This window comes from Kushneria indalinina DSM 14324, assembly GCF_003385845.1.
GTDB lineage: Bacteria > Pseudomonadota > Gammaproteobacteria > Pseudomonadales > Halomonadaceae > Kushneria > Kushneria indalinina.
In genome coordinates, this window is record NZ_QRDJ01000008.1 from 421,519 (window position 1) to 442,931 (window position 21,413).

General features: G+C 62.1%; 21 protein-coding genes. 14 read left to right on the plus strand and 7 right to left on the minus strand.

The genetic code is table 11. The annotated features are described in order from the left end of the window. Positions 1 to 47: 47 nt before the first annotated feature. Positions 48 to 1,577 carry an AbgT family transporter gene (locus tag C8D72_RS12930; RefSeq protein WP_115854833.1) on the minus strand — a complete coding sequence of 510 codons (1,530 nt, stop codon included), beginning with the start codon at positions 1,575 to 1,577 and terminating at the stop codon, positions 48 to 50. Between the two features lie 289 nt (positions 1,578 to 1,866). Here C8D72_RS12930 and C8D72_RS12935 point away from each other — a divergent pair, with 289 nt between their 5' ends. Continuing rightward, positions 1,867 to 2,352, plus strand: a complete 486-nt coding sequence (locus C8D72_RS12935; RefSeq protein WP_115854834.1) for a YajQ family cyclic di-GMP-binding protein — start codon at positions 1,867 to 1,869, stop codon at positions 2,350 to 2,352. Between the two features lie 15 nt (positions 2,353 to 2,367). Here C8D72_RS12935 and C8D72_RS12940 read toward each other — a convergent pair whose 3' ends face one another. After that, positions 2,368 to 3,318: a lysophospholipid acyltransferase family protein gene (locus tag C8D72_RS12940; protein WP_115854835.1), complete on the minus strand. Its 951-nt coding sequence runs from the start codon at positions 3,316 to 3,318 to the stop codon at positions 2,368 to 2,370. A 267-nt stretch (positions 3,319 to 3,585) separates the two neighbouring features. Here C8D72_RS12940 and C8D72_RS12950 point away from each other — a divergent pair, with 267 nt between their 5' ends. Beyond that, entirely contained in the window at positions 3,586 to 4,926 is a 1,341-nt protein-coding gene (locus C8D72_RS12950; protein ID WP_115854837.1) for an MFS transporter, read from the plus strand. 12 nt (positions 4,927 to 4,938) lie between these two features. Here C8D72_RS12950 and C8D72_RS12955 read toward each other — a convergent pair whose 3' ends face one another. From C8D72_RS12955 to C8D72_RS12975, 5 genes are all read right to left on the minus strand, one after another. After that, positions 4,939 to 6,540: a sensor domain-containing diguanylate cyclase gene (locus tag C8D72_RS12955; RefSeq protein ID WP_115854838.1), complete on the minus strand. Its 1,602-nt coding sequence runs from the start codon at positions 6,538 to 6,540 to the stop codon at positions 4,939 to 4,941. 2 nt (positions 6,541 to 6,542) lie between these two features. Beyond that, positions 6,543 to 6,968 (minus strand): hypothetical protein, encoded by a 426-nt coding sequence (locus C8D72_RS12960; protein WP_115854839.1) that lies wholly within the window; start codon positions 6,966 to 6,968, stop codon positions 6,543 to 6,545. A 10-nt stretch (positions 6,969 to 6,978) separates the two neighbouring features. Beyond that, on the minus strand, positions 6,979 to 8,139 hold the full coding sequence (locus C8D72_RS12965; protein ID WP_170140600.1) for a porin: 1,161 nt from the start codon (positions 8,137 to 8,139) through the stop codon (positions 6,979 to 6,981). A gap of 184 nt (positions 8,140 to 8,323) precedes the next feature. After that, a complete protein-coding gene (locus C8D72_RS12970) occupies positions 8,324 to 9,049 on the minus strand; it encodes a 2OG-Fe(II) oxygenase (RefSeq protein WP_115854841.1) in 726 nt (241 codons plus the stop codon). Further along, complete coding sequence (locus C8D72_RS12975) at positions 9,046 to 9,675, minus strand: CoA pyrophosphatase (protein WP_115854842.1); 630 nt, start codon at positions 9,673 to 9,675, stop codon at positions 9,046 to 9,048. The genes C8D72_RS12970 and C8D72_RS12975 overlap by 4 nt, the downstream gene beginning before the upstream one ends. A 116-nt stretch (positions 9,676 to 9,791) precedes the next feature. Between C8D72_RS12975 and C8D72_RS12980 the strand changes: the two genes are divergently transcribed. From C8D72_RS12980 to lpxL, 12 genes are all read left to right on the plus strand, one after another. Next, entirely contained in the window at positions 9,792 to 10,367 is a 576-nt protein-coding gene (locus tag C8D72_RS12980; RefSeq protein WP_115854843.1) for an NUDIX hydrolase, read from the plus strand. A 155-nt stretch (positions 10,368 to 10,522) separates the two neighbouring features. Next, positions 10,523 to 10,888, plus strand: coding sequence for a cell division protein FtsB (gene ftsB / locus C8D72_RS12985; RefSeq protein WP_115854844.1), 366 nt, complete (start codon positions 10,523 to 10,525; stop codon positions 10,886 to 10,888). Next, complete coding sequence (gene ispD, locus C8D72_RS12990; protein ID WP_115854845.1) at positions 10,885 to 11,628, plus strand: 2-C-methyl-D-erythritol 4-phosphate cytidylyltransferase; 744 nt, start codon at positions 10,885 to 10,887, stop codon at positions 11,626 to 11,628. The genes ftsB and ispD overlap by 4 nt, the downstream gene beginning before the upstream one ends. A 19-nt stretch (positions 11,629 to 11,647) precedes the next feature. Further along, complete coding sequence (gene ispF, locus C8D72_RS12995) at positions 11,648 to 12,133, plus strand: 2-C-methyl-D-erythritol 2,4-cyclodiphosphate synthase (protein WP_115855133.1); 486 nt, start codon at positions 11,648 to 11,650, stop codon at positions 12,131 to 12,133. 8 nt (positions 12,134 to 12,141) lie between these two features. After that, on the plus strand, positions 12,142 to 13,188 hold the full coding sequence (gene truD / locus C8D72_RS13000; protein WP_115855134.1) for a tRNA pseudouridine(13) synthase TruD: 1,047 nt from the start codon (positions 12,142 to 12,144) through the stop codon (positions 13,186 to 13,188). A 70-nt stretch (positions 13,189 to 13,258) separates the two neighbouring features. Continuing rightward, positions 13,259 to 14,035: a 5'/3'-nucleotidase SurE gene (gene surE, locus C8D72_RS13005; protein WP_115854846.1), complete on the plus strand. Its 777-nt coding sequence runs from the start codon at positions 13,259 to 13,261 to the stop codon at positions 14,033 to 14,035. Between the two features lie 167 nt (positions 14,036 to 14,202). Next, the gene (locus C8D72_RS13010; protein ID WP_115854847.1) at positions 14,203 to 15,168 is read left to right on the plus strand and encodes a DUF368 domain-containing protein; all 966 of its coding nucleotides are present in this window, start codon (positions 14,203 to 14,205) and stop codon (positions 15,166 to 15,168) included. Next, positions 15,165 to 16,265, plus strand: a complete 1,101-nt coding sequence (locus C8D72_RS13015) for a peptidoglycan DD-metalloendopeptidase family protein (RefSeq protein WP_245955257.1) — start codon at positions 15,165 to 15,167, stop codon at positions 16,263 to 16,265. The genes C8D72_RS13010 and C8D72_RS13015 overlap by 4 nt, the downstream gene beginning before the upstream one ends. A 31-nt stretch (positions 16,266 to 16,296) precedes the next feature. Further along, positions 16,297 to 17,280 (plus strand): RNA polymerase sigma factor RpoS, encoded by a 984-nt coding sequence (gene rpoS, locus C8D72_RS13020; protein ID WP_115854848.1) that lies wholly within the window; start codon positions 16,297 to 16,299, stop codon positions 17,278 to 17,280. Between the two features lie 304 nt (positions 17,281 to 17,584). Next, entirely contained in the window at positions 17,585 to 19,159 is a 1,575-nt protein-coding gene (locus tag C8D72_RS13025; protein WP_115854849.1) for a TolC family outer membrane protein, read from the plus strand. 30 nt (positions 19,160 to 19,189) lie between these two features. Next, complete coding sequence (gene alr / locus C8D72_RS13030) at positions 19,190 to 20,368, plus strand: alanine racemase (RefSeq protein ID WP_115854850.1); 1,179 nt, start codon at positions 19,190 to 19,192, stop codon at positions 20,366 to 20,368. 84 nt (positions 20,369 to 20,452) lie between these two features. Continuing rightward, complete coding sequence (gene lpxL, locus C8D72_RS13035; RefSeq protein ID WP_115854851.1) at positions 20,453 to 21,379, plus strand: LpxL/LpxP family Kdo(2)-lipid IV(A) lauroyl/palmitoleoyl acyltransferase; 927 nt, start codon at positions 20,453 to 20,455, stop codon at positions 21,377 to 21,379. Positions 21,380 to 21,413 lie beyond the last annotated feature (34 nt).

Here is a 21,413-nt window from a genome sequence, read left to right on the forward strand (position 1 = left end):
CTTTCATGACGGGGCAGATCACGAGCTGCCACCGATAAATTAATCGATTACATCAGGCCGTGAACACCCGGGCCGAAAGGCAGTCCCAGCAGGTAGAAGCTCACCAGCATGATGATCCAGACGGTCAGAAAGGCCAGCGAGTAGGGCAGCATCAGCGAGATCAGCGTGCCCAGACCCGCCTCGCGGTCATATTTTCGAATGAAGGTCAGCACCACCACCATGTAGGGATTGAGCGGTGAAATGATGTTGGTCGAGGAGTCCGCCACGCGATAGGCCATCTGGATGAAACCCGGGTGGTAGCCCAGCTGCATGAACAGCGGCACGAAAATGGGCGCTTCAAGGGCCCATTTGGCCGAGCCCGAGAAGATCAAAAGGTTCATGAACCCGGTAAAGACGATATAGCAGATGATCACCGGCAGCCCGGTGAAGTTGATCGAGGTCAGCATCTCGGCGCCGTTGACCGCCAGCCAGCTGCCGATATGGGTCCAGCCAAACCAGGCAATGAACTGCGAGGCGGCAAAGATCAGCACGATATAGCCGCCCAGATCGCGCATGGCATCGGCCATCTTCTCCGAGATGTCCCGCGAGCTTTTGATTTTGCCGGTGGTCACGCCGTAGGCCACGCTGACCGTAATGAAGAAAAACAGGATGATGGGGATGATGCCGGACAGAAATGGCGAGGGGATCAGGCCGCCGTCGTCATTTTTCAGCGGTGAATCGGGCCAGAAGACCAGCGTGGCGAGCCCACCCACATACAGAAGTGCGGCAATGCCGGCATTGCGCAGGCCACGCCCGGCGTTGGCCGGCTCGTCATGCTCGACCTGTTCGACATCCCCTTCATAGGTGCCCAGGCGGGGCTCGGTAAGGCGCTCGCTGATCTGGGCGGCAAGAATGGTCAGCACCACCACGGAAAGGCAGTTGAAGTACCAGTTGTCGACCGGGGTCACCACCATGGTGGGATCGATCAGGCGGGCGGCTTCCGTGGAAATGCCGGACAGCAGCGCATCGGTGCCCACGATCAGCAGATTGGCGGTAAAGCCGGCACCGGCGCTGGCAAACCCGAGCGCCAGACCTGCCACCGGATGACGCCCCAGCGTGTGATAAACCATCGCGGCCAGCGGTGGCAGCAGAATCAGCGAGGCATCGGAGGCCACGTTCATCATGATGCCGGTAAAGGCGACCGTATAGGTCACCAGCTGCCGCGGGGCCGACATCACCGTGCGCCGGATCAACACATCCAGCAGGCCGATCTTTTCGGCAAGGCCGATGCCCAGCATCATCGACAGTACCAGCCCCAGCGGTGCAAAACCGGTGAAGTTGGTCAGCATGGATTCGAGAATGAAGCGGATACCGTCACCGGAGACCAGACTGCGGATCGGCTGCGCTTCACCGGTGGCGGGCAGCACGACGCTGGCGCCGCTGGCGGCAAAGAGGGTTGAGGCGATCAGGACCACGACGGCGAGCATGACGAACAGCATGAAAGGGTCGGGCAGGCGATTGCCGATGCGCTCGATGGCATTGAGGAGACGTGCCGAACGACGCGGAGATGCCTTCGGGGATTGCGTGGTGGCCACCATGGTGGAGACTCCCGAGTAACGTATTATTGTGTGCCGTCTTGAACCGGCGTTGTTATCGGCTTCCTGGGCCTGACGTGTGCCACTTTTTATTTGTGAGGGTCGGCAACGTCAGGGTAAGCAGGTCATTACACTGTAGAGAAAAGCGGCGCTTGATCAATGGATATCGCTGCGCTGTGTCTGATAATCGCACTGTGATGCCCCTTGAGTACGAAAGCCGCGCCGGATGCATGGGCCTTGCCCCCGGACTCGGCTAGAATCAGCCCTTTTGGTGCATTCAGGAGATCATGCCATGCCCTCTTTCGATATCGTGTCCGAATTCGACAAGCATGAAGCGACCAACGCCGTGGATCAGGCCAACCGCGAGGTGCAGACACGCTTTGACTTTCGCGGCGTGGACGCCAGCTTCACTCTGGAAGGCGAGAAGGTATCGCTGGAAGCCGACGCCGATTTTCAGCTCAAGCAGATGCTCGACATCCTGCGGGCCAAACTGATTGCCCGGGGCATCGATGCGCGCTGCATGGACGAGCAGGAACCCGTGCTGTCCGGCGTCAAGGCGCGTCAGGAAGTGCAGCTCAAGCAGGGTCTGGAGCAGCCCGACTGCAAGGCAATCGTCAAGCAGCTCAAGGAGTCAAAGCTCAAGGTGCAAAGCGCCATTCAGGGCGACAAGGTGCGGGTCACCGGCAAAAAGCGCGATGACCTTCAGCAGGCCATCGCTCTTTTGAAAAGTGAAGAGGGGCCGGACCTGCCGCTGCAGTATGACAATTTCCGCGACTGACCCGGCGTTTGGTACTCAGAGCTTGCGACCGCTGCGGCCCTGCTTGTAAAACCGCCGTTCGCGCCAGCCGGGCACGTTTTCAAGCTGTCCGGGGGTGCGCCGGTAGCGCTTGTATTCCCACTGATACTGCATGGGGTCCAGCGCGATGGCGGCTTCAACGCTTGCATTGACGCCGCGTGCAGACAGGGCCTCATCTTCCTGGGCATAGACCCGCTCATCGGCCTGCAGAAAGTGGATGTCAAAGCCCGTGCGATCCTCACGGCGTTTGGCCACCCCCGTGACCACGCGGGCGTCGGTGCGCGATACCAGCCGCGGCAGCAGGGTGGCGGTATAGGCCGGGTAGCCGAAAAAATCGGCAAACTCGCCGCTGCCCCAGCCAGGTACCTGGTCCGGCAGGATGCCGATCGCTTCGCTGCGCTTGAGCGCCTTCAAAAGCGCCGCCACGCCGCGGGAGGTGGTGGGCACCAGCTGCGCGCCCATGCGCTCGCGGCCGTTTCGAATGATCGGGTCCAGCGCGCTGATCTTGGGCGGCTCATACATGGCGGTGAACGGAAAGTGGCTGGAGAGCCAGAAGTTGAGGATCTCCCAGTTGCCAAAGTGGGGCGCCAGCACAATCACGCCGCGACCATTGGCCCGCGCCTCATCGAGCAGCTCGCGGCCGTGCACCTCAACAATTGAATGCTCTACCGCCTCGGGGTCGCCCTGCCAGGCAAACCCCAGCTCCATCATGGTGGCGATCGAGTGGCGCAGGCTGTCATGAATCTGCGCTCGGCGCGCCTCGTCGCTGACCTCCGGAAAGGCCTGCCGCAGATTCATGCGCGTCACACGGCGTTCGCGCATCCCGATCAGGGTGTAGAAGGGCTCAAGGCGTGAGGCCAGATGCCAGAGCGAGGCCGGCTGGCGGCGTGAGAGCACTTTCCAGAGGCGCGCGATGGCTCGCGCCTGCCAGTTGTCTTTCATCGTCATTGCTGCGCTTTAGTAATGGCAAGATCGACGGGGAGTATACCCGGATGCACCGATGGCTTCATGGTCAGCACTGACTGCGCCTTCCCAAGGACCGGTATTTCAGCCTCGTGATGGATGTCTTTGGTGACGGGCGGGCGTATAGTCCGCACCGCTGGCATCATCGGTACTTGAGTCTGTCGCTGCATTTTTTATGCTCAACGTTATGAGAAAGCGAGGTTACCTGCAGGGTACCCCGTCCTTTGACGTTGATCGATTCGTGAGGAAGGTATGGCACGTCAACTGCTGGCCCTGGTGTTCCCACCGCTGCTGGGGCTTTTCATTCTGGCCCTGGGCAACGGGTTTCTCTCCACACTGGTCACGCTGCGGCTGGATAACGCCGGTGCGTCGGTGGAAACCATCGGCTGGGTGTCGTCGGCCTACTATGTGGGGCTGGCGCTGGGGGCGGTGCTCAATGACCGTCTGCTGCTGCGTATCGGCCACATCCGGGCCTATGCCTGCTTTGCCTCACTGGTGGCGGCGGCCGCACTGGCGCAGGCGCTGTGGCTCGACGCCGGCTGGTGGTTTGCCATGCGTCTGATCGGTGGCTGGGCCACGGTGGGTGTCTATCTGGTGATCGAGAGCTGGCTGTTGACCAGCAGCGATTCGACCCGCCGCGGTCAGATACTGGCCTTCTACATGATCTCGCTCTATGCCGCCCTGGCGCTGGGGCAGCTGTTGCTGGGGCTTTTCGAGGCGCCCTTTGATGCCACGCCCTATGTGGTGATCGGCATGCTGGCCACGCTGTCGGTACTGCCGCTTTGCATCATTCCCCGCGTGACGCCGCTGCTGGAACATGCCGTGCCGCTGTCGCCCTGGCGGCTGGTGCGGGTGACACCGACCGGGGTGATGGGCGTGTTCGGTTCGGGACTGATCGTGGCGGCGCTCTATTCGCTGCTGCCGCTGTATCTGCAGCAGTCGGGACTGTCGGTCGAGCGACTGGGACAGTTCATGGCGGTGGTCATTGTCGGCGGCATGGCATTGCAATACCCCATGGGACGCTGGTCGGATCGCAACGATCGCCAGATCGTGCTGATTGCGCTGGGCATGGCCCTGATTGCGCTGGCACTGGCACTGCCGATGGCGGCGGCCATCAGTGAACTGGCGCTGGGTGGCGTTCTCTTCGTGTTCGGTGGGGTGGCGTTTTCACTTTATCCGGTCGCCATGAGTCACGCCGCCGACCGGGCACCGCCTCAGGCGCTGGTGGGCATGAGCCAGGGGCTGTTGCTGATCAATGCCGTGGGCTGCACGCTCAGCGCGCCGATGCTCACCGGTGTCATGGGCCAGACCGGCGAGAATGGCCTTTTCTATGGCTTTGCGATTATTTCAGCAGTCATGGCGCTTTTCTTCATGTGGCGCCGCAGCGTGCGCCCGGCACCACAACCGCTGGCCCCCTTCGCCGCGCACCCGGTGCAGTCCGTGGTCGGTGCCGAGCTTGAAGTGACCGAAGAGATGGTCGCAGGTGCCGAGACTCAGGCAGAAAAGGAGGAAGCCGAGGAGGCCGCACATCAGGACAACGCGCGCTTTGACAGCGCCGCGCAGGGCGGGGATGAGGCGCGCCCGTCGTCCTGACGCGTGCGGTGATCAGCTCTCGAGCGTGATGTTCGGGTCATGACAGCGCCAGGTGTTACGGCCCTCGCGCTTGGCCCGGTACATCGCCTGATCGGCCAGCTGGATCAGGGTCTGAACATCGCGGGTGTCGCGGCCCAGCACCGCGATGCCGATACTAACGCCCAGGCGCACCTGCTGGCCGCTTGCCAGTATCAGGGGACGGTTGATGCTGTCGATCAACCGCTGCGCCAGCTCGGTCAGATCCGTCAGAGGCGTTCGATGATCAAGCAGCAGCACGAACTCGTCGCCGCCCAGGCGGGCCGGATAGTCATGCTGGCGTGAGGTCGCAAGCAGCATGCCGGCAATCTGTCTGAGCACTTCGTCACCGGCATGGTGGCCATACACGTCATTGACCTGCTTGAAGTGATCGAAGTCGAGCACCATCAGCGCATGCTGACGATCAGGGTGCAGGCGCTGATAGCGCTGGATCACGTCAAGGCGTCGCTCGAACCCCAGCCGGTTGCCCAGCCCCGTCAGGGGATCGGTGACGGCAAGTTTTTCAGCTGCCTCGGCGGCGCGGCGACGCTCGGTAATATCATGCGCCACGCCCTGCAGGCGGCCCTCTTCCAGCCGGCTGACCATGACACTGACCCAGCGACGGTACTTCCCGTCGCCCACGGCCATCTCCCACTGGCGAGGACTGTCCCGGCGTGCCCGACGACTGGTCAGCTCCTGCATCGTGGGGCCGCCTTCACCCGAAAGCGCTGTAAAGGCAATGGGTGGCCCGGCAGGGTCCAGCGGTCTGCCTCCCAAAAACAGGCGACAAAAAGCCGGGTTGGCCGATAGCAGCTGCCCCTGGTCGTCAAGTTCAAAAATGCCGGCCTCGACGTTATCAAAGAGAGTGCGGTAGCGCCGCTCCTCGATTTCCCGCGCCAGCCGCTGTCGGCGCTCTTCGCTCAGGCTGCTGACCAGCCGATCGATCATGGCATTGACGCTCAGCACCAGGCGGCCGATCTCATCCTTGTAGTGCCCGCTGGGCGATGACAGCTTCTGTCCCGTTTCCGCCTCCAGGGCATGGAGCTTTTGGGAGATATCGCTGATGGGGCGGGTGACGAAATAGAACACCACCAGAATGACGCTCACCCCCAGCCCCAAAAGCTGCAGGACAAGGGCGACGGACAAAAACCGTGTAGCGTCATTGACCATGCTGTCAATCCAGTCCTGATCCGGCACCAGCGTCAGCTCACAGACCTGCTGGCCGGGCTCGAAGGGGGACTCGATCGCCCGGGTCAGTGGGGCGCCGCTGTCATGATCGATGGCCGTCACCCGGTCGGCCAGCGCGCTGCCATCGTGGCGAATCAGACGCGCCTCACGGACAATGCGATTGCTCAAAAGCCCTTGGGTGACCTCGCCGGCCAGCTGAGCGTCATCCAGAAAACAGGCGATCTGTGCCGTGCGCTCGACCGTGGCAATCAGGCCTTCAAGGCGCATCTGCTGGACGCTCTTTTCGGATTCGGCGCGCAGGTGTACGGCCGTGAGCAGAAAGGCGATGCCCAGTACACCCACGATGGCCACGATGCTGGCGGCCGCCCGCAGGGCCAGACGACTGCGAAAGCGCGTCATAAGGCTTGCCATGGCTATTCGCTCAGCGTCAGGAGAACACGCATGTGCGGCGGCGTCCGGGCGGCGTCCACGTAGCCGAGCGCATTGTTGTTGTGCGTCATGATGTCGAGGAAATCCTCAGAGTTCCCGGCCTGCTGCGGCGGCGAGGCGCGGCCGGAGAAGACTAGTCTTGCCCAGTAGGAGTTGATCTCGGCCATGTCCTTTTGCACCAGTGCCCTGTAAAAGCGGGCCTTGATAGGCGCCTGGTCGATCGGCAGGGCGACGCTGTCGTTGGGCAGCCGGCGATAGCGCCCCATGAAGATATTGACGGCCTCGCTGTGGCTGATCTGGCGCACCGTACTGGCATCGTTGATGACAATGGCAATATCGGCCCGGGCCGTGGTGCCGATGAATAGCAGAGCTATCGTGGTGACGCGTATCCAACGCGTGAAGCGGGTCATGGACATATCCTTAAAAGATGAAATCCAGCCCGAGGCTGACAAGGTTTGATTGATCGTCCTTCCAGCCGTCATCGATACCGCGCCACAACAGTCCCGGTGAGCGCGTGTGGATACGGTCAAACTGGGCCTTGAGGGCCAGGTGAGTGGTGACGTCGTAGCGAAGGCCCAGCGACCAGGTATTCTGCTCGATATTGGAACCTATCGGGTCCTCGCGACTGTCATGCGTTCTTGTGCCTGATGCCATGGCATAGGGCGTCCAGCGATCCATGCGCCATGCCGCAGAGACGAATCCGGTATCCAGCCAGGTGTCGCCATCGGCAAGGATGTCGCGATTCCAGATCGCCTGCAGCTGCAGCGGACCCGAGCTGTAGGCCGCCCCCAGCGAGTAGACCTGCAGCTCGTCGAAACCGGTCAGATAGTTCAGATAACGATTGGCATCGATGTTAAACATCTGGTCGATCAGGTCAGCATCGCCGCCGCTGAAACTGACCTCTGAGCGAACTCGGGTATAGCCGGCGCGAAACCGCCAGGGGCCGGTCTCATAGTTAAGGTGCCCGCCAAGCACATTGTGGGCATCAAAGTCGGCCTCCAGCGCATCCGACATGAAAAACCGGCTGTCGGAGCGACCGGCAACCAATCGGGCCCAGACCAGATCATCGCCGACCGGCCGGGTAAAGGTCACATCGGCGCCATCGATATAGGTCAGCTGCAGCACGCCAAAGTGGTCCACCGGTGGGCGAATCCAGGGATAGGCGAAGCCGACGTAGCGTGACTCCGAGATCAGATCGACATCCCAGCCCAGACGCCCGACACGTAGCTGAAAGCCCGGATCGGGGGCGTAGCGCACAAAGGCCAGCATCAGTTCGGGGCTGAAGTCCCCCGAGCTGTGATACTGGCTCATGCCCTGTACCACGGTGTCGAGTTCGTCGGTCAGGCGTACACTGGCCTGCAGGCCCAGGCGCGTATCGGTTCGAGCACTCCATCCCTTTTCGGCGCCCTTCGGCTGGCCGGTATCGCGCACAAAATCGGCTCTATCCTGATCGCTGTGGATCAGCCCCAGCGTGCCGAAACCGCTGAGCGTCACCCGGTCATCCAGAAGGCGGGTCTGCGCCTGTGCACCGGCACTGCACGCCAACAGGAGTGCCATGAGCAGAATGGGCAGGGATTTCATCAGGAGGCGATCTCGCGGGGTAAAGGAGGTCGGGCAATCCATTGGGCACCACAGTGCTTTTGGGTTGCGATCACCTCATGATGTCGGCCGCGCGGCGCGAGACTTTAATGACAGGGAGAAGCGGGCAGGGGTAATACGACGCCGGGGCCGCGGACTGAGCGCCGCGGCCGAAGGGAGTGATGGCTCAGCGGGCCGGGTCGACCACGCCGTTGATGGAGGCGTTGCGTCGAAACCAGCCGGCGATACTGGCACGCGGCAGGCGGGTCGGCAGTACTTCATGGGGCACGCTGTCCGACAAAAAGCAGGCCAGGGTGCCGGCCTCGGGCAGTACCCTGGCCATTTCGCGAATGGAGGCATCGGGATTAAACCCGTCCGGGCCCTGCTGCTGGCTCTCAAACAGCACCATCTCGCCGCCACCATCGACGGGCCAGTCGCGATTGAGATAGGTCACCGTCGAGATGATGCGGTTGGCGCGACCCTGAAAGCTGTCCACGTGACGCTTGTAAAAGGCGCCCGGTGGGTAGCGGGCAAAGTGGGCCTCGAACTCGAAAAGGCCGATAAAAAGCGCCCGGTTGATCTGTTCACGCAGCTCCTCCAGACGCTGAAGGTAGACCTGCTGTGCCGGACTCTCCCGGTTCAGCCAGCGAATGGCATCCCCCCTAATGCTGGTGGCCAGCTGATGCTCATTGAGTCGGCCGATGCCGGCGCTGGCCAGGGCGTCACAGGCCTCAAGGCGTTCAAGGTCGGCCAATAAGGCATCAATCAGCGCCGATGAAAAGAAGTCGCGCTGGTAGCTGAAGCCCTGATGGATCAGATCCTCAATCAGGGCGTCGATGCGTTCGGGCGCGAGCGGAGAGGCAGCCAGCAGGGCACGGGCCTCGCGATCGAAATCAGCAGTGACAGAGTTCATGACGGGCGCCTTCGTGACGGTCGAGGGGGCAAATGGCGAAGGGTTGAGGTTTCAGGGTAACGATCCAGTCCGATATCCACCTGAAAGGCCACATTGAGGAGCTCGACGACCATCATTGCCGACAGGCCCCAGAGCGTGTGCTCCAGAATCGTATAGCTGGGCACGTACCAGCGCTCGTCGTCATCCTGGATCACATCGGTGTGCTGGCGTGGGTCGGTCATCAGACGGGCCAGCTCGACCTCGAAAATGGTATCGATCTCGTCGGGGTTGGGGGTGAAGGGCGTGTCGGGTTCGATCAGTCCCACAAAGGGCGTCACGATCATGCCGTTGGCAGAAAAACGATCGGACAGCCGACCCAGCAGACTGACCTGCGCAGGCGGCAGGCCGATCTCCTCCAGGCTTTCACGCAGGGCGCAGGCTTCAAGACTTGCATCATCGGGGTCCAGCTTGCCGCCGGGAAAGGCGACCTGGCCGGCGTGGGAGCTCAGACGGGCATTGCGGCGTGTCAGCAAGAGCGTCGGCGCCTCATGATTGATGATCGGCATCAGCACGGCCGCGCGCGGATGGCTGCCGCCAAGCTGTGCCGGCCGGTAATCCTTGAGTCGATGTTGTGCCTTTAGCAGCATAAGGAGCACGTTCCAGCAGAAAGACCAGGTATCATGGCGAAATCGCCAATCGACACATGAGGTGATCAGACGTAGTGTAAAGCGTTCGGTCACTCGCCGTAAGCGACGAGGAAAGCATGAATTTTTGCAGCCATTGCGGCGCGCCGGTGCGCTTTGCCATTCCATCGGACGATGATCGTCCGCGCTATCTGTGTGATAACTGCGGCACCATCCACTATCAGAATCCACGTATCGTGGCCGGCAGTCTACCGATTCTTGGCGATCGGGTATTGCTGTGCCGCCGTGCCATCGTCCCGCGTGAAGGGTGCTGGACCCTGCCGGCCGGGTTCATGGAAAACGGAGAAACCACGCCCGAGGCGGCCATCCGCGAAACCCGCGAGGAAGCCTGTGCCGAGATCGAGCTGGGCGGGCTCTATACCATGGTCGACCTGCCCCATATCAATCAGGTCTACATGATCTATCTGGCGCGCCTTCGCGATGATGTGGCGCCGGCCTTTTCGGCAGGACCCGAAAGCCTTGAAGTGCGCCTTTTCCGGGAAGAGGACATCCCCTGGTCAGAACTTGCCTTCTCGACCATCACGAAAACCCTTGAATGCTATTTTCGCGATCGTGCGCGTCTTGAAAGGGAAGCACGCGACGTGCAGACCCTGGATCTCTATTCACTGCACTCTGATGTGATCCGCCGCTGGTAGCACGGGGCGAGAGAAGCGCGGGGCGCTCCGTGGCCTTTACGGGGCAGGGGCGCTCCATTTGCTCGCGCCGTGTCTGCTGGACGATCCACTGCCTGGTAATGGCATAATTGTGGCTTTCCCGAGGGCCGGTTCGGCCGACAACGGTATAGATCACGATGCTCAAATGGATTTCAATCGCGCTGGTGGTAGTGCTGGCGGCGCTGCAGTATCAGCTCTGGCTGGGAGAGGGCGGCCTTCTGGAGCACAGCCGCGTCAAGGTGCGGGCCGATGAGCTGCAGGAAAGCAACGAGCTGCTGACCGATCGCAATGACCGTCTTGCCGCCGAGGTTGTGGATCTGAAAAACGGTCTGGATGCGATCGAGGAGCGCGGGCGCAACGATCTGGGCATGGTCCGCAACGACGAACAGTTTTTCTGGGTCCCCAGTGAAAAGGCCAGCCGCAACCCCACCCGGGTGGCCCCGCCGGGTGCCGACCAGAGCGCCGATGAAGCCCGTGATGAACTTGCCGGGAGAGAGCCATGAGCGCCCCGCAGTGGTTGATCGTGCCGGCGGCCGGACGCGGTACCCGCATGCGCGCGGCCTGCCCCAAGCAGTACCTGCTGCTCGATGATCGGGCGGTGCTCGCCTGTACGCTGGCGCGGCTGCATGAGGCCTTTCCCGAGGCGACCCTGCTGCTGTGTCTGGACGCCGAGGATCAGTGGTTTCATGAGTCCATGGTGCCCTTTGCGCGCTGGCAGCGTCTCGATGGCGGCGATGAGCGGGTGGATTCGGTGCGTGCCGGCATCGACTGGCTGGCCGCGCATGCCCACAGCGATGACTGGGTGCTGATCCACGACGTGGCGCGCCCCTGTGTCACCGTGGCGGATCTGCACCATCTGCTGGAAACCATCCGCCATGACCCGGTGGGCGGGCTGCTGGCCGCGCCGGTCACCGACACCCTGAAGCGTCAGGACACCCATCAGCGCGTCGAGGCGACCGTGGCACGTCAGGGGCTCTGGCGGGCGATGACGCCGCAGGGCTTTCGTTACGGCGTTCTGCGCGAGGCCTTTGAACAGGCCGCAAGCGAACACTTTTTGATGACTGACGAGGCCTCGGGCGTCGAGCAGCTCGGTCATGCGCCGCTGCTGGTCACCGGGCGCAGCGACAATCTGAAAATCACCCATCCCGAGGATCTGGCGCTGGTCGCGCAGATTCTGCGTGCCCAGCAGGACACCTCCCGGTTATATCTTTCGGACAAGGAACCCGGCCATGAGCCTATCTGATCCTTCTACCCTGGCTCGGCTGCGTATCGGTCACGGCTTTGACGTTCACCGCTTCGGCGAGGGCGATCATCTGATGCTGGGCGGCGTGCGCGTGGATTTCGATCATGGCTTTGTGGCGCACTCCGATGGCGATGTGGTGCTGCATGCCCTGAGCGATGCCCTGCTGGGCGCGGCGGCGCTGGGCGACATCGGCCAGCACTTCCCGGATACCGATGAGCAGTGGCGCGGCGCCGACAGTCGCGCGCTGCTGCGTCATGTGGTGTCGCTGATCCAGCGCGAAGGCTTTGCCCTGATCAACGTGGATATCACCATTCTGGCCCAGGCCCCCAAAATGGCGCCGCACATTGGCGCCATGCGAGACGTGATCGCCGAGGACATCGGACTGGCGCTGTCGTGTGTCAACGTCAAGGCCACGACCACCGAGAAGCTCGGCTTTACCGGCCGCGGTGAGGGCATTGCCGTGGAAGCCGTGGCGCTGTTGATGCGCCATGACGAGGCGGCATGACACAGGACATGAGCGAGACATCTGGCTCACCGCTGCCTGACTGGGCCAGAAGCCTGGGGACGCCGCCTCACTCAGGGCGGTTTCGTGAATTTCCCGAAGCCTTTCGGGTCGAAGAGCAGATGGCCTTTACCCCGGAGGGGGAGGGCGAGCATCTCTGGCTGCACTGTGAAAAGCGCAATCTGTCCACGGCGCAGCTGATTCGCCATCTATCTCACAGCCTTGAGGTTGCGCCGCGCGATATCGGGGTCAGCGGCCTCAAGGACCACACCGCGCTGACGCGTCAGTGGGTGTCAATTGCTCTGGCAGGCCGCCCCACACCGTTGGGCCTGGCCGAGCAGATCGAGATGGAGGGGGTGCGACTTTTGAGCTTCGGCCGGCATCCGCGCAAGCTGCGTCGCGGCGTGCATCGCGCCAATCGCTTTGCCCTGTATGTCACCGGCGAGGCCGTCACCCAGGGCTCGCTCGAGACGCGCTGGAACGCGCTGGTCACGCACGGGGTGCCGAACTATTTCGGCCCGCAGCGCTTTGGTCATCAGGGCAGCAATCTCACGCGTGCCCGAGCGCTGATGGCACGTGGCTGGAAAAAGAAGCAGGACCGTGACGGTTTCCTGCTGTCGAGCGCGCGCAGTTTCCTGTTCAATCAGGTGCTGAGCGAGCGCATCGAGCAGGACAACTGGGCCAGCGGACTGGCCGGTGATGTGTTCAATCTCGAGGGCAGCGCCAGCCAGTTTGCCGGGCAGGCGCTGGATGAGCAGCTGCGAGCGCGACTGACGGCACTGGATATTCATCCCACCGGCCCGCTATGGGGGCGTGGCGAAAGCGATGTCAGCGGTGAAGCCTGCGCTCTTGAGCAGGCCATCGCCGAGCACGAGCCAGTACTGGTCGAGGGCATCGAAAAGGCGGGCGCTGCGCCCATGCGCCGCGCCCTGCGGCTTTGCCTTCAGGCACCGGCGCTTGAGCGTGAGGGCGAGGGTATCTGGCTGCATTTCTCTCTGGCGCGCGGTGGATTTGCCACGGCCGTGCTGCGCGAGCTGTTTCAACACCCGGCGCTCTAGCGCGTCGGGACAATGGCCTGGATCGGGGTCATTTCATCCATTTTCTTACTGACATGAACAGGGACGTCCAATGCGCAGACTGCTTCTATCCAACGATGACGGCGTTCATGCGCCGGGGCTCAGGGCGCTGCATGACGCGCTGGTGGATCAGGCCAGACTGCGGGTCATTGCTCCGGACCGCGACCGCAGCGGAGCGAGCAACTCGCTGACGCTGTCCTATCCGCTGTCGCTGACGCCGCTGGACAGCGGGTTTTACAGCGTGGATGGCACACCGGCGGACTGTGTCTATCTCGGGGTGAGCGATATCTTCGATGAGACGGTGGATATGGTGATTTCCGGTATCAATCACGGCGCCAATCTGGGCGACGATGTGCTCTATTCCGGCACCGTTGCCGCCGCGATGGAAGGCCGCTCGCTGGGGCTTTCCGCCATTGCCATGTCGCTGGCGGGTCATCAGTATTTTGAGACAGCCGGCCGCGTGGCCGCAACGCTTGTCAGTGCGGTCGAGCAGCTGGCCCTGCCGCCTCGCAGCCTTTTGAACGTCAACGTGCCGGATGTGCCCTGGGAAGAACTCAAGGGGTTTCGGGTGACCCGACAGGGCCAGCGTGGCCAGGGCAGCCAGCCGCTGCGTCTGCAGGATCCGCGGGGGCGTACCCGCTACTGGATTGCGGCCTCCGGTGCCAGCGCCGATATGGGCGAGGACACCGATTTCGCCGCCATCGAGGCCGGTTATGTGTCGATTACACCGTTGCAGACGGATCTTACCCGTCACGCCTCGATCAGCGATGTCCACGGCTGGCTTGAGGCGCTGACCAGTCAGCGCCACCAGTCCGGGGACCTGCTCTGATCCACCCCTGGTGAACACCCCGGGGCAGACAGCTGCAAGGGGCGATGCGATACTCGCGCCCCTCGAATTGACAGGGATATGACAGGCACCGACTCCGGGTCAGTGCCGTTTCCCTGCAAGCATCCCGCGTCGGTCTTTGTACCGCCCATTTATCTGGAGTAGAACAAGTGAAAAGGCATGTAACGCTTTTTCTGAAAGGCATGGGCATGGGGGCTGCGGATTCCGTGCCCGGTGTGTCCGGCGGTACCATCGCGTTTGTGACGGGCATCTATGAAGAGCTGATCGAAACCATTCGCCGGTTTGGTCCGAGTGCCATCGGCGCGCTGCGCGAAAACGGTCTGAAAGGGCTGATCGTCCATCTCAATCTGGGCTTTCTGATCCCGCTGCTGGCCGGTGTGGCCGCCAGCGTACTGAGTCTGGCGCATGTAGTGAGCTATTTGCTGGAACACCAGACCCTGCTGCTCAATGCCTTCTTTTTCGGGCTGGTGGTCGCCTCGGCGATCGTGGTAGCACGGCGGCTGGATCGCTGGCGACTGGTGTTTCTGGTGCCGCTGGCACTGGGCGCGCTGCTGGCCCACTTTCTACCGGCGCTGCTGCCCAGCGGCGGCGGCGCGCTGATGCTGTTCGTGGCAGGCGCCATCGCGATCAGCGCCATGCTGCTGCCCGGCGTCTCCGGCAGCTTTCTGCTGTTGACCATGGGCATGTATCACACCGTGATCGACGCCATCAAAGCGTTTGATCTTGTGACCATGGCGCAGTTTGCGCTGGGCTGTCTACTGGGGCTTTTCACCTTTTCACGCGTGCTGTCGTGGCTTTTCAGGCATCACTACTCCACCACGCTGTATCTTCTGATCGGCTTTATTCTGGGCTCGCTGCCGGTGCTGTGGCCCTGGCGTTCGCTGGAGAGCTACACGATGTCGCCGGATGGCGAAGTGGTGCCGCTGCAGTACCAGCTGCTGTCGCCGGAAGCCTATACGGCCGTGACCGGTGAGCCCTCGCACCTGTGGATGGCGCTGGCACTGGCGCTGATTGGATTTGTGATGGTAGTGGCCGTGGGAGAGCGCTCCGGTGCGGCCTCATCACGGATATCGACAGACAGTCAATCAATGTCAAAGGAGCACGACAGGACATGATTCGATTTCATCCGCGCATGCGCCAGGTCACGCTGGGCAGCAGCGTTGTACTCATGGCGGTTCTGGGAGGCTGTGCCCAGATCAACAATCCTCCTGCCGTGGAGGATGCCTCGTTCAATCAGAGCTCGATGGCCAACGGGATCTATCACGTCCAGCGTGGCGATACGATCTACTCGATCGGCTGGAAAACGGGCATTGATTTTCGTCGGCTGGCGTCACTGAACAATCTCGAGCCGCCCTATGGCCTCGAGCCCGGCCAGGCGCTGCGGCTTAACGACGGCGTTAGTGCGCCCTCGGGCCCGGCATCTTCGCCGGCATCGTCCTCGGGTGGCAGTGGTACGCATGCCACCGCGCTCAGCGGTGCTCAGGGCAGCGACAGCAGCGGGAATGATGACAGCTGGCTGTCACCGGATGAGGACACCATTAATCGCAACCGCACGAGCGGTGCCGGTACAGGTGGCGGTACGCAGCAGCAGGTTTCCCAGAGCGCGATCGGGGCAGCAACGGGCGTGGGTGCCGCGGCCGGCAGCGCCGGTGGCAGCGGTAGTTCCGGAGGTGGTCAGAGCTCGGGAGGCGGCCAGAGTTCCGGCAGCGGCTCGGCGCCGTCACAGGGCAGCGATTCATCATCTACCGGCAATACCGGGACGTCGGACAATGGCGGCACGGCCGTGGCCGGCAAGACCACCAGCGAAGACCGCTCTGATCGCACCTACACGCCTGCCAGCAATATCCAGTGGCAGTGGCCGACACAGGGCGATGTTGTCGGCAATTTCGGCGACAAGACAAATCTGACGGCCGGGATTGATATTGCTGGTCAAAAGGGGCAACCTGTCAAGTCAGCCGGCCCCGGTATTGTCGTCTACGCCGGTGATGGCGTTCGCGGCTATGGCAATCTCATCATCCTCAAGCACAACGATCACTTCCTCAGCGCTTACGCGCATAATGACGCCCTGAACGTCAAGGAAAACGATGTTGTCCGTCAGGGAGAGACGATTGCGACCATGGGGTCGACGGACGCCGACAGCGTCAAGCTGCATTTTGAAATACGCCAGGATGGCCAACCGAAGGATCCGATGCAGTATCTACCGGATCGCTGAGGCACCAGGGAGACCGCTCATCCCTATCGATATGAGCGTGGTTGAACAGGGATTGCACGACGACGTTGAAGTGGAAGAGAGCGAAAACGAACTCTCGCTTGATGATAATAATGACAAGGAAGTGGCCAACGAAGACGCGTTCGAAAAGGCCCTGAACAGGGAAGAACGCCAGCAACAGCATCAAAGTCTTGATGCCACCCAGATTTATCTCAATGAAATTGGATTTTCGCCGCTTCTGACACCGGAAGAGGAAGTCCATTACGGCCGTCTGGCACGCCAGGGTGATCCTGCCGGGCGTCAGCGCATGATCGAATCCAACCTGCGCCTGGTCGTCAAGATTGCGCGGCGCTATCTCAATCGTGGCCTGACCCTGCTGGATCTGATCGAGGAGGGCAACCTGGGTCTGATTCGTGCGGTGGAGAAGTTCGATCCCGAGCGCGGCTTTCGCTTCTCGACCTACGCCACCTGGTGGATTCGCCAGACCATTGAACGGGCGCTGATGAATCAGACCCGGACCATTCGTCTGCCCATTCATGTGGTCAAGGAGCTCAACGTCTATCTGCGTGCTTCGCGCGAGCTGACGCAAAAGCTTGATCATGAGCCCACGGCCGATGATATCGCGTCCCATCTGGACCGCCCGGTCGAGTCGGTCAAGCGGATGATGGGGCTCAATGAGCGCGTTTCCTCGGTGGACTACCCGGTCGGCAGCGAGAATGACAAGCCGCTGCTCGACACGCTGGCCGATGAAAACGAGGCCGGTCCGGAGTCCGAGCTGGTCGACTTTGACGTCAAGGCGCATGTCGATGAGTGGCTCGGCGAGCTGACCGAAAAGCAGATGGAAGTGGTGGTACGTCGCTTCGGTCTGCGTGGTCATGAGGCGGCCACGCTGGAAGAGGTGGGCGAAGAGATCGGCCTGACGCGCGAGCGCGTTCGCCAGATTCAGGTCGAAGCGCTCAAGAAACTGCGACGCATGCTGGAAAAGCAGGGCCTGTCGCTGGATGCCATCTTTGAGTAAGCCACAAAAGGCCTGATGCTGTCAGGCAACCTGTCCTCTGACCTGCGCAGAGGATGATCAAAACGGCGCCAACTCTGGCGCTGTTTTTTTAATCAAATACTCTGTCATGGTAGATCAGCGGGCACTTCCCGCCTTTAAACATTCAGGGATGTATGTAAAATCCTGCAATATGCTAAGCTCGCCACCCGATGAGACAGCTGCATTGTTATCCTGACAGTGCGCTTGATAGTGCCACAAGGTTGCCAGCCGGTCGCAAGAGGCTGACCAGAGACGGCCATAACCGTTTTAGACAGGGAATCATTTGATGCGTAAGTTCAGAGTACTGCCACTGGTGCTTGCCGTCTCGCTCGCGGGCCAGGCTCAGGCCGCTGACCTGATGACCATCGCGCGCGATGCGCTGGTCAATAATGCCGATCTTGCCGCCTCAAGGGCCGGCTACAGCAGCGTGCAGGCGGGTGAGGATATCGAGCGGGGCGATCTGTTGCCTCAGGTCAGCGCCAACGGCACCGTCACGCGCAACAATATTACCTCCGGAGGGGGAGTCGCGGGAGGTAATGGGGCCGAAGGCGGTGGCCCGGGCGGCGACAATCACTACACCGATACTTCAGTGCAGGTGCAGGCCACCCAGGCCCTGTTTGATGCCACCAACTGGTATCAGCTGGAAGCCTCGAAGCGCCAGACCGCTCAGGAAGCCCTGAACCTGCGCGCGGATCGCCAGCAGCTTCTCTATAACGTGGCTCAGGCCTATTTCGATGTGCTGCGCGCCAAGGAGCAGCTCGATACCCTGCGCGCCGAAGAACAGGCCGTTGACCGCCAGCTCGAGCAGGTTCGCCAGCAGTTTGATGTCGGCATCGTGGCCGCCACCGATGTCTATGAAGCTCAGGCCTCCTATGACCTGACCCGCTCGCAGCGTATTTCCCAGGAAAGCACGCTGCAGGTCAATTTCGAAGCGCTCGAGCAGCTGACCGGCAAGCAGTATCCCAGTATCGATGGTCTGGCCGACGATATGCCCATCGAGCGTCCGACGCCTGCCAGTCAGCAGGCGTGGGTGGAGATGGCCTCCAGCCAGAATCTGGATCTGCTGGCCGCTCGCGCTGGTGTTGATGTGGCACGCGCCAACCTCGACACCTCGCGTGCCGGCCATTTGCCGGTACTGTCTGCCTTCGCCAACTATCAGTACGGCGACAGCAGTCGGGACAATCTGCGCGGGCACAACGAGCAGAATCAGCTCGGGCTGGAAGCGACCATTCCCATCTATACCGGTGGTTCGACCAGCGCCCAGGTACGCCAGAGCACCTTCTCGCTGGAACAGACCCAGTACCAGCAGGAGTCCCAGCTGCGTACGGCCGTTCAGCAGGTACGCTCCTACTACGCCCAGGCGCTTAACAACGTCTTGAGCGTACAGGCGCAGCAGCGCTCCATCGAGTCCAACCGCAGCGCACTGGAAGCCACGCGCAACGGCTATGAAGTCGGGACGCGTAACATCGTCGATGTCCTGCAGGCTCAGCAGAATCTCTTTACTGCCATCTCCAACTACGCCGATGCGCGTTATGATTATGTGCTCAACATGCTGAGCCTGCGCCAGGAGGCCGGTATTCTGGATGTCGACACGCTGGAAGTCCTCAACAGCTGGCTGCGTGCCGAGCAGGCCGTATCGCTGAACTTCCAGTCCCAGAGCACGACCGGCCTGGGCATCGGCGACGACCAGCCGGATCCCGGCATGAACGGTCCCAGCCCGCTGGAGGGCAGTCAGGGACGCAGCGGCCAGCGTGAGCTGCCGCCGCCCAATCGCACCGCCATGCCGGACAACAACGATCTCAACGGACTGGGTCGTGGCGGCATGGGTGGCGGCATGCCCGGCGGCAATACCGGCTACTGATCTCCATTCCTTTGCACGGGGCATGATTACATGAGGCCGCTGACGGCGCATATTGATCTGGATGCGCTGCGTCACAACTACCGTCAGGCGCGCCGCTATGCGCCTGATGCTCGCGCCATGGCCGTGCTCAAGGCCAACGCCTATGGGCATGGCAGCCTCGCCTGCGCCCATGCGCTGGCAGACCGGGCCTCGGCCATGGCGGTGGCCTGTCTTGAGGAGGGGCAGGCGCTGCGTAACAGCGGCATTCAATGCCCGATCGTGCTGCTGGAAGGCTTCTTTGAGCTCGGCGAGCTCGATACCGTCATCACCGACGGCTACTGGAGCGTGCTGCATACGCGCTGGCAGGTAGAGGCACTGCTGGACCGGCTCGAGCGCTGGCCGCAGCACCGGGTCACCGTGCTGGTCAAATGCGACAGCGGCATGCACCGGCTGGGTTTTGCCCCCGAAGAGGTTGGCGAGATCTGTCGTCTTCTGCGCTCGCATCCCGGAGTCGAGCAGACGCTGCTGATGACCCATTTTGCGACCGCCGACACGCCTGACAGCCCGCTTTTGACGTCGCAGCTGGACACGATCACTACCCTGCAACGCCAGCTCGATCTGCCCGGCTGTTTTGCCAATTCTCCTGCGACCCTGAGCGTGCCCGCGTCCCGCCATGACTGGGTACGCCCGGGCGTCATGCTCTATGGCGTCAATCCGCTCGAGCCCGACCATGCGCTGCATGGCGAGATCGATCAGGCGTTAAAGCCTGTCATGACGCTGGAAAGCCGAATCATCGCCGTACGCGAACTGGCGGCCGGCGAGCCCATCGGCTACGGTGCGCGCCATGTGACCCGACATCCCACCCGGGTCGGTGTGGTGGCCTGTGGCTATGGCGATGGCTATGATCGCCATGCCCGAGAAGGCACCCCGATCCTGGTCGACGGCCAGCGTGCCGCCATTGCCGGGCGTGTCTCGATGGACATGCTGACCGTGGATATCACCGGCATACCTGACGCCGATATCGGCTCACGGGTGACCCTGTGGGGGCGCGACGTCAGCGGGGCGGTGCTCAACGTCAGTGAAGTGGCGCAGTGGTGCGATACCATCGCCTATACGCTGTTGACCGGTATACTGCCGCGGGTGCCGCGCCAGTATCATCAGGTTGGCGCCCCTGATGCATTGTCAGATGATCCATTGCCGGATGCCGGTGCTACCGGCACGCCGTCCTGAGCGAGGCTCGTTCCCCATCGCAGGCGCCTCGTCACCCTTGATCCCTTGTTGCGTCTGCACGCAGGAAGTTACACAGGCCGATTGATGAGTAAACGCAAACGTCACGAATATCCCGAGTCCTTCGCGCACCCGCGCTACTGGCCGACCTGGTGTGCGATCGGCATGATGCGCGTGGGGGCCTTTCTGCCCTGGCGGCTCAAGCTGTGGATCGGCACCGCCATCGGCGAGCTGGTCTGGCGCTTCGTCAAGCGCCGTCGTCACATCACCGAGACCAATCTGCGGCTGTGCTTTCCGGAGCTGGATGAGCGCGAGCTCGCCAGGCTGGTGCGCCGCACCTTTCACGCCAATGGCATCGGCATTCTGGAAACCGCCACCGGTTGGTGTCGCGATCCCGAGCACCTGCGCCATCGGGTCAGCTTCAAGGGCACCGAGCACATGGAAGCAGCGAAGGCCCAGGGCAAGGGGGTGCTGATCATCGGTATCCACTTCTCGACGCTGGATCTGGGCGGGGCGCTGCATTCACTCTTCTTTGATGCCGACGTGGTGTATCGCCCACACAACAACCCGCTGTTCGAGCGCTTCATGACGAAGGCGCGGCGTGGCATCTTCGGTGCGGCCATTGATCGTCATGATCTACGCGGCGTGGTCCGGCGCATCAAGGGTGGTCATGCGGTCTGGTACTCGCCGGATCAGGATTTCGGTCGCGATGCGAGCGTCTTCGCGCCGTTTTTCGGCATTGATGCCGCCTCGATCCGGTTGACCTCCAAGATCGCGCGCATGACCGGCGCCCCGGTGATGCCGCTGATGTTTCACCGCAATCCGGACAACCGCACCTACACGCTCGAGTACCTGCCGGCGTTGGAAAACTTCCCCAGCGGCGATGAAGTGGCCGATGCCACTCAGGTCAATGCCTTTATCGAGGCGGCCATTCGCAAGCATCCCGAGCAGTATCTCTGGCTGCATCGACGCTTCAAGACCCGCCCGGAAGGGGAAGCCTCCTTCTACAACTAGCCTGTCGAGCAACAGAATGAAAAAGGGCCACCCC

Coding starts and splice junctions, on each gene's coding strand:
- C8D72_RS12930 (WP_115854833.1), bottom strand. CDS start 1,577: ATGGTGGCCACCACGCAATCCCCGAAGGCATCTCCGCGTCGTTCGGCA.
- C8D72_RS12935 (WP_115854834.1), top strand. CDS start 1,867: ATGCCCTCTTTCGATATCGTGTCCGAATTCGACAAGCATGAAGCGACC.
- C8D72_RS12940 (WP_115854835.1), bottom strand. CDS start 3,318: ATGACGATGAAAGACAACTGGCAGGCGCGAGCCATCGCGCGCCTCTGG.
- C8D72_RS12950 (WP_115854837.1), top strand. CDS start 3,586: ATGGCACGTCAACTGCTGGCCCTGGTGTTCCCACCGCTGCTGGGGCTT.
- C8D72_RS12955 (WP_115854838.1), bottom strand. CDS start 6,540: ATGGCAAGCCTTATGACGCGCTTTCGCAGTCGTCTGGCCCTGCGGGCG.
- C8D72_RS12960 (WP_115854839.1), bottom strand. CDS start 6,968: ATGACCCGCTTCACGCGTTGGATACGCGTCACCACGATAGCTCTGCTA.
- C8D72_RS12965 (WP_170140600.1), bottom strand. CDS start 8,139: ATGAAATCCCTGCCCATTCTGCTCATGGCACTCCTGTTGGCGTGCAGT.
- C8D72_RS12970 (WP_115854841.1), bottom strand. CDS start 9,049: ATGAACTCTGTCACTGCTGATTTCGATCGCGAGGCCCGTGCCCTGCTG.
- C8D72_RS12975 (WP_115854842.1), bottom strand. CDS start 9,675: ATGCTGCTAAAGGCACAACATCGACTCAAGGATTACCGGCCGGCACAG.
- C8D72_RS12980 (WP_115854843.1), top strand. CDS start 9,792: ATGAATTTTTGCAGCCATTGCGGCGCGCCGGTGCGCTTTGCCATTCCA.
- ftsB (WP_115854844.1), top strand. CDS start 10,523: ATGCTCAAATGGATTTCAATCGCGCTGGTGGTAGTGCTGGCGGCGCTG.
- ispD (WP_115854845.1), top strand. CDS start 10,885: ATGAGCGCCCCGCAGTGGTTGATCGTGCCGGCGGCCGGACGCGGTACC.
- truD (WP_115855134.1), top strand. CDS start 12,142: ATGAGCGAGACATCTGGCTCACCGCTGCCTGACTGGGCCAGAAGCCTG.
- surE (WP_115854846.1), top strand. CDS start 13,259: ATGCGCAGACTGCTTCTATCCAACGATGACGGCGTTCATGCGCCGGGG.
- C8D72_RS13015 (WP_245955257.1), top strand. CDS start 15,165: ATGATTCGATTTCATCCGCGCATGCGCCAGGTCACGCTGGGCAGCAGC.
- rpoS (WP_115854848.1), top strand. CDS start 16,297: ATGAGCGTGGTTGAACAGGGATTGCACGACGACGTTGAAGTGGAAGAG.
- C8D72_RS13025 (WP_115854849.1), top strand. CDS start 17,585: ATGCGTAAGTTCAGAGTACTGCCACTGGTGCTTGCCGTCTCGCTCGCG.
- alr (WP_115854850.1), top strand. CDS start 19,190: ATGAGGCCGCTGACGGCGCATATTGATCTGGATGCGCTGCGTCACAAC.
- lpxL (WP_115854851.1), top strand. CDS start 20,453: ATGAGTAAACGCAAACGTCACGAATATCCCGAGTCCTTCGCGCACCCG.